The sequence below is a fragment of the Thermonema sp. genome (genome assembly GCF_026003375.1).
In the GTDB taxonomy this organism is placed as follows: Bacteria; Bacteroidota; Bacteroidia; order Cytophagales; family Thermonemataceae; genus Thermonema; species Thermonema rossianum.
Genome location: NZ_BPHD01000001.1, coordinates 302,767 through 316,340, shown reverse-complemented (window position 1 = coordinate 316,340; position 13,574 = coordinate 302,767). Strand labels below are relative to the sequence as shown.

Below are 13,574 nucleotides of genomic sequence, written 5' to 3'. Positions count from 1 at the left end.
ATCCGTTTTTGTTTTAGCATGCAAATTTACGCATTCATAAAGGAAAGCACAACAAGGGCACTATGGTTTGCAAGCGCGAATCATGCGGTTTTTGCCTTGCATATCGTGGCGCAATACGACCTCCGCAAAGCCATGCAGCTCAAGCATATGTTTGCAGGCTTCGCCGTAGTCTTCGTGTATTTCGAAAAACAAAAGCCCCCCGGGCGCCAGCGTCTGCAGGGCATATTGCGCAATAGCCTCATAAAACAACAAAGGACGGTTATCGTCAACAAAAAGCGCCGTAGCAGGCTCGTAGTCCGTCACATTGCGCTGCATATCTGCTTTTTCTTTTTGAGGGATATACGGTGGGTTGCTCACAATTATCCCCCATTGGTCCTCATGAGCAGAAGCTGCAGCTTCTACAAGAATATCCTTGTGCGAAAACCGGATTTCCACATGGTGAAGGACAGCATTGCGTGCGGCTTGTGCAAGAGCTTCCGGTGACACATCCCAAGCGTGCACCTCGGCAGCGGGCAGGTGCTTTTTCAAAGCAATGGCAATGCACCCGCTGCCGGTGCCGATATCAAGCAGCCGTAAAGACTGCTGTGAAGCAACCGACTGCAGCACCCATTCCACCAACTCTTCGGTTTCGCGGCGGGGAATCAAAACAGCGGGACTTACTTCGAAACGCATGCCGTAAAAGTAAGCTTCGCCCAATACATACTGCACCGGCTCATGTTGCAAAAGGCGCTCCACATCTTGCCGCAGCTGCCGAAGCACCTCTTCGCTCAGTGCCAAGGGGGCATTCAACAAGCGTTGATGATTAGCGGCACCCGCGCGTTTCTCAAGCAACCAGCGCGCAACCACCTGCGCTTCGGGAAGGGCATATACTGCCCGCAGGCGGTCAAGCAAAAGCGCTTCCCATTCTTTATAAGGTTTAACAGGCATTTTTCCGGCAAAGGTATCAATTTTGTAGCTTTGCAAGTACCCTTTAAACATCATTCTTTTCATGAAAGCACTCATACGCTGGAGTTTACGCTTCATTCCTCGCCCATGGCTTCAAAAAGCCGTTCCTCTTGTTTTTCCTTTGGTGAGCCTTTGGTACCGGGGCAAGCGCTATGAATGCCCTATTTGCGAAAGCAGATGGCGCAAGATGCTCCCTTATGGCAGAATACAAATGCGTGAAAATGCCCTCTGTCCAAAGTGTCAATCGTTGGAACGGCACCGCCTCATGTGGCTGTACCTGCAAAGAGAAACAGACTTTTTCACCGCCCCCCACAAAGTATTGCACATAGCCCCCGAAGCTTGCTTTGTAGAGCGTTTCAAGCAGCTGCCACAGCTGGAGTATTACACCGCCGACCTTGAATCGCCATGGGCAGACATCAAGATGGACATCCGGCAGATGCCCCTTGAAGACAACAGCTTCGATATCGTGTTCTGTAATCACGTGCTGGAGCACATCGACGACGAGCAGCAGGCATTGCGCGAGTTGTACCGTATCTTGCGCCCGGGGGGCTGGGCACTGCTTCAGGTGCCTATCAACTACGAACTGGAACACACCTTCGAGGACCCCTCCATACAAAGCCCCGAAGAGCGCGAAAAGTACTACGGGCAAAACGACCATGTGCGGCAGTATGGGCGCGACTACCCTCAACGTTTGGAAAATGCAGGATTCCGGGTAAAGGCAGATGAGTTTGTAAAAACACTGCCGCCCGGTGAAGTGCGCCGCTTTGCACTTCCCGCCAACGAAATTCTGTATATTGCCATAAAACCATAGCTCTTTACACGAAAAAGTCAAAACCAGTGCGATTATGAAGATGCATCCTTTTCGAATGCTTATTGCCATAACTTGTTTTTTTGCGACGCTGCCCGGCTTTGCGCAGAAAGAAAGCTACAGCCGTGCCGACTCCCTTTTGGGCACCCTCACGCCCCTGCGCAGTTGCTACGACGTGCACCATTATGACTTGTCTTTGCGTATTATGCCCGAAAGCAAAAGCATCAGCGGCAGCAATACCATTTATTTCACCGCTACCCGCACTTTCAAAGAAATGCAAATAGACCTGGCTGCCAACCTCGCCATCCGGCGCATCGAGTGGCAAGGCAAGGCGCTTTCTTTTGAGAGAGAAGCGCAAGCGGTGTACGTCCGCTTTCCCAAGCGTATCAAAGCGGGCACCCAAAGCAGTATTACGGTGTACTACGAAGGCAAACCACAAGAAGCCCGCAACGCCCCGTGGGATGGGGGCTTTGTGTGGAAAAGCCATCAGGATAAGCCATGGATAGGGGTTGCCTGCGAAGGTGTGGGGGCGCATATATGGTACCCCAACAAAGACCACCTGTCGGACGAGCCGGACAGCGTGCGCCTGCACTACGAAGTGCCTCAAGGTGTATGGGCAGTGGGCAACGGGCAGTTCGCGGGCAGCGACACCCTTCAGGACGGCTTCGTGCGTTTTCATTGGCGCGTAACCTACCCCATCAACAATTACAACGTCACGCTGTATGTGGCGCCTTATGTGCATTGGCAGGACGAATACACCAGCGACGACGGGCAAAGCCTCCGGCTGGATTATTTTGTATTGCCCGGCAATGAAGAGAAAGCTAAAAAACAATTCGCACAAGTAAAGCCCATGCTTCGCTGCTATGAAGAGTACTTCGGCAAATACCCCTTCTGGCGCGACGGCTACAAGCTGGTAGAGTCGCCCTATTTGGGCATGGAACACCAGAGTGCCATTGCCTATGGCAACGGTTACCGGAACGGCTACCGTGGGCACAGCCTCAGCACCGCCACCCATATAGGCGAGCGCTTCGATTTTATCATCATCCACGAATCGGGGCATGAGTACTGGGGCAACCTGTTGAGCTGCGACGACCATGCCGACATGTGGCTGCACGAAAGCTGGTGCACCTACAGCGAAGCCCTGTATGTGGAATGCATGTGGGGCAAAGATGCCGGCGATGCTTATTTGGCAGGCTACCGCCCGCTCATACAAAACCAAGCGCCCATGCTGGCGCCACGGGGCGTGCATGCCGACCCGCCCGGTGACATTTATTTCAAGGGCGCTTTGATGCTGCAAACGCTGCGCCATGTGGTGGCCAACGACAAACTGTGGTTCCGCGCCATACGGGCTGTGCTGCAAGAGTTCGGTTATAAGACCGTTGACACCCCCACCTTTGTCCGCTTCTTCTCTCAACAGCTGAACGGGGATTATACGCTCTTTTTTAAACAATACCTTGAATACCCCGATATTCCGGTGTTTGAATACCGCGTGCTGCGCGGGCAGCTGCACTATCGCTGGAAAGCCGACGCACCCGGCTTCGAGATGCCTTTTGTGGTATCGTGGCCCGGTGAGACCCGCCGGCTGCACGTAACCACCCAATGGCAAAGCCTGCCCCTGCCCCACCAAGTCAAGAAAGAAGACTTGATTTTCGACACTCATCATTTCCTGGTGGACATAAAAGAAAGCTACGATAATTGACCTATGTCGTGCCCTTTGTTGTTGTTAAGTTAAAAGAAGCATCTTTCATCTTTAAGCTATGACCTTATGACCATACAATTCGATTCTTTTAAAGAGTGGGCTCAATTCTGCCAAAAGCAAACATGCAAATTATACGAGCCTGTGTTGCGCTACGAAATAGAACTACGCAACCGTACCGAAGAAGAGATATGGGCGCACATGCGCAAAGCCTACCAAGTCATGTGCGAAGCCATAGAAACAGGCTTGACCGAAGACATGCGCTCCCGCTCGGGCATGATTGACAACGGGGGCAAAAAAGTGTACAACAGCCCTATTACGGTACTTTCGCCCGAGTTTCAAAAGCTGGTGGCACGTGCCGTGGCCGCCAAAGAGGTAAACTCTTGCATGGGGCGTATTGTGGCAGCCCCTACGGCCGGTGCTTCGGGCATCATGCCTGCGGTGCTCTATACCCTGCAAGAGATACACCGTCTGCCCGAACAAGTGATTCTCGAAAGCATGCTGGTGGCAGCAGGCATTGCCCTTATCATCGAAAAGAAAGCGGGCATTGCAGGTGCCGTGGGCGGCTGCCAGGCCGAAACAGGCACGGCGGCCGCCATGGGCGCGGGCGCCATCGTGTATGCCCTGGGGGGTAGCACCGAACAGGTATTCAATGCCGTGGGCATCACCATACAGTGCATGCTGGGCTTAGTATGCGACCCCATTGCCGGGCTGGTAGAGATGCCCTGCGTGGTGCGTAATGCAAGTGCGGCTGCCATTGCGTACTCTTCGGCACAGCTGTCTATTGCAGGCATGAGTGGTGTGGTGCCCGTGGACGAGTGCGTGATGGCAATGGGCGAAGTAGGGCAAAGCATGGAAAGCCGCTATAAAGAAACTGCCCAAGGGGGCTTGGCAACCACCCCCACCGGGCTTGCCATCGCTCAAAAGGTGCTTGTGCAGGATATAGAAATACTGGATGATGAAGAGCAGCAAGAAAACCAATAGTACATTGCAAAAAGCAGAGGTGTGGTAGCGGCAAAAAACGGCTGCCCCTCCTCTGCTTTTATAACTTAATGGCTTGGCATCATGGCGTGTGTCAAGCTTGCTTATGCGGAAGCACTTATTTCCCGTTCTTTTTTAAGGATTGCTTAACGAGGCTCAAAATATATTCTAAATCCTCGTCGGTAGTTATTTTAATCTCGTAGTCCCCATTGCCCCAATGACCGGTGGCAGACACATCGCGGCCAATTCCTTTGGGGTCGTCCAACTCTCCTTTCGACAGATTCAACCACATTTTTATGGCTTTCTGTTGCACAGCCACATCCACAATATTGTTTGCCCCCACAAAGGCAATGTAATGCTTACGGGGCTTTACTTCAATATCACCAAGATTTAGAATCGCATTCTTCATCTTTTCGTAGAGCTCCCGGATTTCATCACTTGGATTGGCTTTGAGCAAGAGTTCTTCTTCTGTAAACACTTTTACCTGCTTGCTTACCACCTCCATCTCTTTATTCTGCTTACTTATGGTTTGGATACTTTCGTGTGCCCCATAAGCCTGCACCCGGTTATATAGAACCATGTTATTGGTAAACCGCCTGATTTCCCATAGTTCTATGGGCAAGTCTTTAAAGTTAATGGCTTCCTTTTGATAAGCAGTAAATGATGGTGCCACAAAAATCACACGGGACTGGGACCAATCTACATCCTCGCGTTTCAGTGCATCACTCATCTGTTCATTGTATTCAAGAATAAAATCGGCTTTGTTGTTTAGCATCAATGCCAAATAAGCATACCCTTGGTCTATGACGCTGAAATTTTTGTCGCGTTTGTATTCTATAATCACAAAAGCCCTCGTCTCTCTGTCGAAAGCCAAAGTATCGATACGGAAATTTTGAATACTGAACTCAGACTTAACGAGTTCGAGCTTAAAAACCTGCTTTAGGTTGGCTTCTGTCAGCGTCTGAATTTCCTTTTCCAGCTGAAAGGGCACTTCTTTGATGGCAACCAATTGCCCGCTTTGTTCTTGATAAATGCGCATGCTCTTAAATTTTTCGTGATTTAATTGCCGGTTAAAAACAGCCCTGCTTGCTTTTTAAAAGCATGTGGTCTTTTTTACACCTTATTTTGTTATCTTTTCAGCAAAGGTTCTTTTTAAAACTACGAATTTACAAAGATTGCAAAAAACAAACCCTATGAAAACAGACATCCACAACCCTTTACTTGTTGAAAGTGAGCATCCTTTTGCAGCCCCCGATTTTCCTGCCATACAAACAGAACATTACTTGCCCGCCTTGCAAGAGGCAATAGAGCGAGCCAAAGCAGAAATTGACGCCATTGCGCAGAACCCGGCAACGCCCGATTTTGCCAACACCATAGAAGCCCTGGAGCGTGCCGGCAAGCAGGTGAACCGCATTGCCTCCATTTTGTTTAATCTGAACAGTGCGGAAACCAACGATGCTCTGCAGGCCGTAGCCCGTGAAGCAAGCCCTTTGCTGGCCGCTTATTCCAACGACATCATGCTGCACGAGCAACTCTTTGCGCGCATACGCCATGTGTGGGAACACTGCGACAAAAGCCAACTTACTGCCGAGCAGCAAATGTTGCTTACGCAAACCTATCGCCAGTTTGTACGCAACGGGGCGCTGCTCTCCGAAGCGGACAAAGCCACACTGCGCCAAATAGACGAAGAAAAAGCCCGCCTATCGGTGCAGTTCGGTGAGAACGTGCTGAAAGAAACCAACGATTTTATTTTGGTGCTGGAATTAGAAGAAGAACTGGCAGGCTTGCCCGAATGGGCAGTAGAGGCTGCACGCCAAGAAGCAGAGAAACGCAACATGCCCGGCAAATGGGTCATCACCTTGCAGGCACCCAGCTTTATGCCTTTCATGCAATATGCCGAACGGCGCGACCTGCGTGAAAAGCTATACCGTGCCTATGCGTCGCGTGCCTATCGTAACAACGAACACAACAATGTGGAAATAGCACGCCGCATCGCCGAATTGCGTGCGCAGCGCGCCCAATTGCTGGGCTACCCTACCCATGCCCACTTTGTGCTGGAAGAGCGTATGGCACAAAATCCCGCCCGTGTGCAGGCTTTCCTCGACGAGCTGGCACAAAAAGCCAAGCCCGTAGCCATACGGCAAATGAGCGAACTGGAAAAATATGCCGAATCGCTGGGCTTTGAAGGGCAGCTGCAACGTTGGGATATTTCATTTTATGCCGAAAAACTGAAAAAACACCGCTTCGAAATAGATGACGACTTACTGAAGCCCTACTTCCCCCTGCCGCAAGTGCTTAGTGGCGCTTTTGAAGTAGCCGGGCGTCTCTATGGTATCCGCTTTCAAAAACGAAACGATATCCCCGTGTATCATGAAGAAGTGGAAGTATATGAAGTAGTGGATGCCGATGGCACCCACCTGGGGCTGCTATATACTGACTTCCATCCGCGCGAAGGCAAGCGCAGCGGTGCCTGGATGACTACTTTCCGTGAACAGTACAAAGAAGACGGCAAGCGTATTTCGCCTTTGGTGTCTATTGTGTGCAATTTTACACGCCCGACCCAAGGCAAGCCCTCGCTGCTTACCTTTAATGAAGTAACTACCTTGTTCCATGAGTTCGGGCACGCCCTGCATGCCCTGCTTTCCGACGTGACCTACGAAAGCTTGTCCGGCACCAATGTGTACTGGGATTTCGTGGAATTGCCTTCGCAAATCATGGAAAACTGGTGCTACGAAGCCGAATGCCTGGCACTTTTCGCCAAACATTATGAAAGCGGCGAACTGCTTCCCATGGAATATGTCGAAAAAATCAAAGCGCTGGGCAAGTTTATGGAAGGTTATCAGACACTGCGCCAACTGGGCTTCGGCTACCTCGACATGGCATGGCATGCCGTAGAGCAGCCGCCCGTGTTCGATAAGCTGGAAGACTTTGAAAGAGAAGTGCTCACCCCGGTCGATTTGTTGCCACCGGTAGAAGGCACCGCCATCAGCACTGCCTTCTCTCACATATTTTCAGGCGGTTATTCTGCCGGTTATTACAGTTACAAATGGGCAGAGGTGCTCGATGCCGATGCTTTTGCCCTTTTCCGGGAAAAAGGCATCTTCGACAGGCAAACCGGGCTTGCTTTCCGCCGCCTGTTGGCAGCCGGCGGCTCGCGTCATCCCATGGAATTGTACAAAGAGTTCCGGGGGCATGAACCATCGGTAGAGCCGCTGCTGCGCCGCGCCGGCTTACTGGAGTAACCCCCGCAAATGGGGCATCACCCGCAAAGCAGCTTCATAGCCGGCTTCGTAAAAGAAGCCGGCTTTTTGAAAGGCAAAGATATTGTATTCCGACAGCCCCGGCGGTTCTATTACCACATCGCATTTTCTCAGGTTCTCCTGTACGTTCTGCCACACAATCAAATCGAAGCAGCGCTCCCCTACCGAAAGCATCGTCCAAGACTCATCGGGTAATACCTGCAAAGGATTCACATTCACCCCTATGACCGGGAAGCAATCGTCGAGCAGGGGCTCCACAGGCAGGTTGTTCAGCATACCGCCATCCACATAGAAGTAATCCCCTATTTTCACAGGCTTAAACAAAATAGGGATAGAAGCAGAAGCCTCTACGGCTTCGTGCAAGCTCCCCTCCGATATGAATTCGGCACGTCCTGTGTTCAAATTCGAGACCGACACGGCGAAAGGACGCTCCAGCTCCTCAAAACGCCCGGGCAAAAAGCGCTTCATCAGTTTACGCAGATAGCTCAGCTCTGACAAGCCACTGCCCGGCAACGAAAAAGAAAAAAGATTCAACAGGCTGGTGTCATCTACCAGCCGTTTGATGTCGTCCGGGTCGTAGCCTGCGGCATAGAAAGCGCCCACTATAGCCCCCATGCTTGCACCGGACACGCTTTCCGGTGCCATGCCTCGCTCAAACAAAGCCTGCAACACTCCCACATGGGCAATGCCACGTGCTCCGCCACCACTCAAGCAAATGCCTATGCGTGTTTTTTTCTTTTTTGCCATGTTTCTTTTCGGGAATAAGTAGAAAAACAACTAAGAATAATACAAAAAGGCTGCCTTGCAGGCAGCCCAATGTATGCTTTAACGCGGTACATCGTCGTTGTCGGCAAAAGAGTCCGGCTCCGGCTTCGGCGGGGTGGTCAATACCCGCCAGAAGAGGTATGCCGTCACCAGGGTGACGCTTCCCTGAACGGTAATCATCGTAATCAGTGCACTTGTTGTCATGGCTCGTGTCTTTTAAGAGTTTTTAACATCATAATCATCGCCCGGGTAAGTCTCGTCCACTATCTCGTCCCCGGTTTTTCCTTCACGCTCGCGCTTTTTGGTCGCTGCATATACCAGCACGCAGATGCCGATAAACAGCCCCATCAGCAGCAAGCGCGCCATATCTATGTAAAATATATCGTTCACAAAGCCGCCTTTGGCTATGGGCGTGCCTACTTCCACCTTGTCACCTACCTTTACAAGCAGCTCTTTATCCGGGGCAATGCGATAAGCCTTTACCACCACCAAAGAATCGAATAGCAAGGATTTATCTACTGCTTCTTCCCCTTCATAAAGACGTACACCGGCAGGTGAGCGATAGAAAGTTTTTTGCTGAGCGATTTCCACCAAATGGCGGTTGCGGCGTGCCGTACGTCCAATATTGAAAACTACACCCTCTACTTCCGACTCCAGCACATCGGAAAAATAAGCGCGATTGGCAACAATGCCCTTGTGCTGAATCTTACCGATGATGCTGCTTGCGTCCAACTCCCACTTGCCCGAAAAGGCAGCTTCCCAGTCATTTCCCTTCGGCGTTACCAAAGCACTCAGGAATACCACCAGCAAAAGCGAAGGGGTTACATACTTCAACACCGGCTTGTAGAAAGTAGGCACCTGTATATCGGCACCTAAATTGATTTCACGCCAGCCACGACGCATGCCAAACAACCAAGCAAAAATGAGCGATTCAGCCAAGGCAAATATCACCAAGGACACGGTGCCTGCCCAATAATCATACTCATCGAATACTCCTTGCTGATAGAAGAACACCGTAGGCAAGCCCATGACAAGGGTCACCACGCCAAAAGACCAAGCTGCTTTTTCGCGGCTCCAATTAAATTCGTCGCGCATGAAGCCCATCCAAGGAGTGCCCATGGCCAAAGAAGAAGTGATGCCCGCAAAGAAAAGCAAGCCAAACCACATGACGCCGGCCATGGTTGCCAGGAACGGCCCCCATTGGGCAAACAAATAGGGCATCGTTTGGAATGCCATTGAAAAGCCGGCATTATCCAACACCCAGTCCAAGCCCAAGTAGCCCACGGCAATGGGGATAACGATAGAAGCCCCCAAGACAATCTCCACGAAGCCGTTCATAAAACCGGCCGACATGGCATTCAAGGCAATATCATCGCGCGACTTCACATAAGAAGCATAGCACTGAATGGTACCCATTCCTACCGAGAGGGTGAAAAATATTTGCCCGGCGGCTGCCAGCCACACCTTCGGGTCAAGAATCGATTCAAACTTAGGTTCCCATAAGAAATTCAGCCCCAAATAGGCATTGCAGTCTGCACAGCCGGCAGGGGCACCCGAATCACCCAAGGTCAGGCCACGCACTGCCAGAAAAACACCAAACAGAATCAGCAAGGGCATGCCTATCTTGGCCACCTTTTCTACCCCGCCGCTCAAACCACGCGAAAGAATGTAAGTATTCAGCGCCAAACATACGATGTAAAAAATAACCGCTTCAAAAGGAATGCCGGTGGTCGAATAAGCCACATCGACATAACTATTGAAGAAGGCGGCTACTTCGGCTTGTGTTTTGGCCGAAAAAGTCTGCATGATGGAATGGTACACATAAGCCATGGTCCACGACTCAATGTAGCAGTAATAAGCCGCCACCCCTATGTTGGTAAAGATGCCGAACACCCCGAAGTATTTCCAGAAGTTGCTTTTGGTCATTTTGTCCAGGATGAAGGGCGTAGAGTGGTTGCCATAGCGGCCGCCAAAACGGCCGGTTGCCCATTCAATCCACAACATGGGAATGCCCATCAAAAGGAAACAAACGATATAGGGGATAATAAAGGCGCCGCCACCATTTTGCACTGCCTGCACCGGAAAGCGCAGAAAGTTACCCAAACCAACGGCATTGCCGGCCATCGCCAAAATTAAGCCGACACGCGAGCCCCAAGATTCTTGCTTATTCAAAGTAGTTGTATCACTCATATACACTGATGATTTAAACCCATTTTCACTTTTAGCGTCGAAAGATAAGTATGATAGGCAACGAAAACAAGATTTTTATTACTTATTCTTAGTTTGTGAAAAATAAAATGTTTTATTTGTAGTTGTTTTTAATGGTTTATTTTACTGAAAACAAGAGACTTAATTTCTTTCAAATGAAAAAGACGAATGCTTTTCGCCTTTTGGCTCAACTTTATCTCCATCAAGAGCAGTTGGAACGCTGCGATACGCTCATGCTTCGCCAGCTCCTTTTTTCAAGAGAACAGCAAAAAAGCTATGCACAGAAAGCGCAGCGTATGCACAACGAATATTTGCGCAAACAGATGGAAAGCTTGCTGCGTTTGGTAGAAGAAGTAGAATATTGTTGTTTGAAATCAGCCACTTAGCCTGTGTTTATTTTGCCGGGCTTCCTCCACCTCAAAGACCATCAAATGATCGCAGTAGGTGCGCTCACCCAGACGGAAAGGATAACTGCCGGCTATGCGAAAGCCTGCTTTCTCATAAAAACGGATGGCACGCCCATTCTCACGCCATGTAATCAACCACAAGCGCTTGTAGCCCTCCTGCCTTACATAGTCCAGCACCTGCTGCCATAAAGCGGCGGCCACGCCACGCCCCTGGTACGCCACCGACACATAGAATTTATCCAGGCATATCTGCTGCCGGTCGTCTTGCCCGCCGGGCGCTACACCCAAGTGCAGCAACACATAGCCCACCACCTCGCCTTCATGGCAAGCCAGCCAGCCTTTATGTTTGTCTGAACGTGCCCATTGCAAAAGCGCCTCTTCCTGAAAATGGCGGGCAATGTATGCTTCAATATCTGTTTCGGGAAATGCCGGCAGGTAGGTAGCGCGATAGGTGTCTTCACAAAGACGCTGCCAGCTTGTTAGCCGGTGGTGTTCGTGCAAACAAGCCTCTAAAGGAAGGATATCCCATTCATTCATTTTTCCGGGCTTTCTATACTTTATACTTTTCATTGCTTTATTCTGACCGTATATGGCAGGCTTCAAGGTAGAAAAATACAAGTTTTTTATCCATTCCAAACGCATATTTTCTAATTTTGTCCGGAATAAAGTGTATCACAAGACTCAAAGCAAACTAAGAGAATGAACGTACAAGCACAATTAGAGAACGCAATCAGCACGGCTATTCGCGAGCTGTTCGACACCGAAACGGCGGCTGTGAGTCTGCAACCTACGCGTAAAGAGTTCAAAGGTACTTATACCTTTGTTACCTTTCCCCTTACCAAAACCCTTCGACGCAAACCCGAAGAAATAGCCCAAGCCATTGGCGAATGGCTGCAAAGCAATAGCCCGCTCGTGCGTGCATTCAATGTAGTCAAGGGCTTTTTGAACATAGAGCTGAGCAACGAGGTGTTTGTCCATGCCTTGGCCGATTACAGCCGCTGGCTGGAAGCCTTCCCCAACAATACCCGCCACAGCAAACAAGAGAAGGTGGTAGTAGAATACTCTTCGCCCAACACCAACAAGCCTTTGCACCTGGGGCACTTGCGCAACAACTTCTTGGGCTACTCCATGGCTACCATACTCGAAGCCAACGGCTACGACGTGCACAAAACACAAATCATCAACGACCGCGGCATCCACATATGCAAATCCATGCTTGCCTACCAACGCTTTGGCAAGGGCGAAACGCCCGAAAGCAGCGGCATCAAAGGCGACCACCTGGTAGGGCATTATTATGTGGTGTTTGAAAAACACTACCGCGAGCAGGTCAAAGCGCTCATGGAACAAGGCATGAGCAAGGAAGAAGCCGAAAAAGAAGCGCCTTTGATGAAGGAAGCACAAGAGATGCTGCGCCAATGGGAAGCCGGCAACCCCGAAGTGCGCGCCCTCTGGGAAAAGATGAACCGGTGGGTGCTCGATGGCTTCGACGAAACCTACCGCAAAATAGGTGTCAGCTTCGATTCGGTTTATTATGAGTCAGACACCTACCTGCTGGGCAAAGACATTGTAGAAGAAGGGCTGCAAAAAGGTATCTTCTTCAAAAAAGAAGACGGCTCGGTATGGGTTGACCTCTCCGATGAAGGATTGGACCAAAAATTATTGCTTCGTGGCGACGGCACCTCCGTCTATATTACTCAAGACCTGGGCACTGCCGAAAAACGCTACCAAGAGCACCACATGCAACGCATGATTTATGTGGTGGGCAACGAGCAGGATTATCATTTCAAAGTGCTCTTTGCCATTTTGAAGCGCTTGGGGCGTCCCTATGCCGACGGCCTCTTCCATTTGTCTTATGGCATGGTTGATTTGCCCTCCGGCAAGATGAAATCGCGCGAAGGCACGGTTGTAGATGCCGATGACCTGGTGGCAGAAGTGATTGACATTGCCCGCCAAATCACCGAAGAGAAGCTCAAAAACAGCGATATGCTCGACAGCTTCACGCCCGATGAGCTGAACAAACTCTACGAAATCATTGGTCTGGGTGCCTTGAAGTATTTCCTTGTGCGTGTGGACCCCAAAAAACGCATGCTCTTCAACCCGCAAGAATCCATTGACTTTGAAGGCGATGCAGCGCCTTTCATACAGTACACCCACGCCCGCATCTGTTCGGTGCTTCGCAAAGCCGGGGAAAGCCAAATCAAAGCTGCCTTCCCTGAAAATCATGCTTTAAGCGAACAGGAAGAGCAGCTGGTGTTTACCTTGACACAGTTTCCCGAAAAGCTGGATGAAGCGGCACGCACTTATGCGCCTTCGGTATTGGCACAATATATTTACGAGCTCACCCGCCTTTATAATTCTTTCTATGCACACCATTCTATTCTTAAAGCAGAAACAAGCGAGGCGGCAAGCTTCCGTTTGGCAATTTCTCAAGCCACAGCCCAAACCATTCGCAAGGGAATGCAGTTATTAGGTATAGAAGTGCCCGAACGCATGTAAAACAACAC

General features: G+C 50.3%; 12 protein-coding genes. 6 read left to right on the top strand and 6 right to left on the bottom strand.

Translation table 11 applies throughout. The features are described from left to right. Positions 1–60: 60 nt before the first annotated feature. Positions 61–1,023, bottom strand: coding sequence for a peptide chain release factor N(5)-glutamine methyltransferase (prmC, locus tag QVE43_RS01410; RefSeq protein ID WP_288003964.1), 963 nt, complete (start codon positions 1,021–1,023; stop codon positions 61–63). On the opposite strand from prmC, the gene QVE43_RS01405 reads away from it, so the two are divergent. The 3 genes from QVE43_RS01405 (at position 989) to sdaAA (ending at position 4,433) form a co-directional block, all read left to right on the top strand. Then, on the top strand, positions 989–1,756 hold the full coding sequence (locus QVE43_RS01405; protein WP_288003963.1) for a class I SAM-dependent methyltransferase: 768 nt from the start codon (positions 989–991) through the stop codon (positions 1,754–1,756). The two genes, prmC and QVE43_RS01405, sit on opposite strands and share 35 nt — an antisense overlap. A 34-nt stretch (positions 1,757–1,790) precedes the next feature. Continuing rightward, entirely contained in the window at positions 1,791–3,452 is a 1,662-nt protein-coding gene (locus QVE43_RS01400) for a M1 family metallopeptidase (RefSeq protein ID WP_288003962.1), read from the top strand. A gap of 66 nt (positions 3,453–3,518) precedes the next feature. Further along, a complete protein-coding gene (gene sdaAA, locus QVE43_RS01395; protein WP_288003961.1) occupies positions 3,519–4,433 on the top strand; it encodes an L-serine ammonia-lyase, iron-sulfur-dependent, subunit alpha in 915 nt (304 codons plus the stop codon). A 115-nt stretch (positions 4,434–4,548) separates the two neighbouring features. Here sdaAA and QVE43_RS01390 read toward each other — a convergent pair whose 3' ends face one another. Further along, a complete protein-coding gene (locus QVE43_RS01390; protein ID WP_288003960.1) occupies positions 4,549–5,469 on the bottom strand; it encodes a DUF5655 domain-containing protein in 921 nt (306 codons plus the stop codon). Positions 5,470–5,623: 154 nt separating this feature from the next. On the opposite strand from QVE43_RS01390, the gene QVE43_RS01385 reads away from it, so the two are divergent. Further along, positions 5,624–7,672 carry a M3 family metallopeptidase gene (locus tag QVE43_RS01385; RefSeq protein ID WP_288003959.1) on the top strand — a complete coding sequence of 683 codons (2,049 nt, stop codon included), beginning with the start codon at positions 5,624–5,626 and terminating at the stop codon, positions 7,670–7,672. Here QVE43_RS01385 and QVE43_RS01380 read toward each other — a convergent pair. The 3 genes from QVE43_RS01380 to QVE43_RS01370 all read right to left on the bottom strand — a co-directional run bounded on the left by QVE43_RS01380 (position 7,661) and on the right by QVE43_RS01370 (position 10,645). Then, on the bottom strand, positions 7,661–8,437 hold the full coding sequence (locus QVE43_RS01380; RefSeq protein WP_288003958.1) for a patatin-like phospholipase family protein: 777 nt from the start codon (positions 8,435–8,437) through the stop codon (positions 7,661–7,663). The two genes, QVE43_RS01385 and QVE43_RS01380, sit on opposite strands and share 12 nt — an antisense overlap. Positions 8,438–8,515: 78 nt before the next feature. Continuing rightward, positions 8,516–8,659: a hypothetical protein gene (locus QVE43_RS01375; RefSeq protein WP_288003957.1), complete on the bottom strand. Its 144-nt coding sequence runs from the start codon at positions 8,657–8,659 to the stop codon at positions 8,516–8,518. 12 nt (positions 8,660–8,671) lie between these two features. Continuing rightward, complete coding sequence (locus tag QVE43_RS01370; protein WP_288003956.1) at positions 8,672–10,645, bottom strand: sodium-dependent transporter; 1,974 nt, start codon at positions 10,643–10,645, stop codon at positions 8,672–8,674. Positions 10,646–10,818: 173 nt separating this feature from the next. Between QVE43_RS01370 and QVE43_RS01365 the strand changes: the two genes are divergently transcribed. Beyond that, positions 10,819–11,049, top strand: a complete 231-nt coding sequence (locus QVE43_RS01365; RefSeq protein ID WP_157630048.1) for a hypothetical protein — start codon at positions 10,819–10,821, stop codon at positions 11,047–11,049. On the opposite strand, the gene QVE43_RS01360 is transcribed toward QVE43_RS01365, so the two are convergent. Continuing rightward, positions 11,038–11,607 (bottom strand): GNAT family N-acetyltransferase, encoded by a 570-nt coding sequence (locus QVE43_RS01360; protein ID WP_288003955.1) that lies wholly within the window; start codon positions 11,605–11,607, stop codon positions 11,038–11,040. The genes QVE43_RS01365 and QVE43_RS01360 overlap by 12 nt on opposite strands. A gap of 162 nt (positions 11,608–11,769) precedes the next feature. Between QVE43_RS01360 and argS the strand changes: the two genes are divergently transcribed. Further along, the gene (gene argS, locus QVE43_RS01355) at positions 11,770–13,566 is read left to right on the top strand and encodes an arginine--tRNA ligase (RefSeq protein WP_288003954.1); all 1,797 of its coding nucleotides are present in this window, start codon (positions 11,770–11,772) and stop codon (positions 13,564–13,566) included. Positions 13,567–13,574 lie beyond the last annotated feature (8 nt).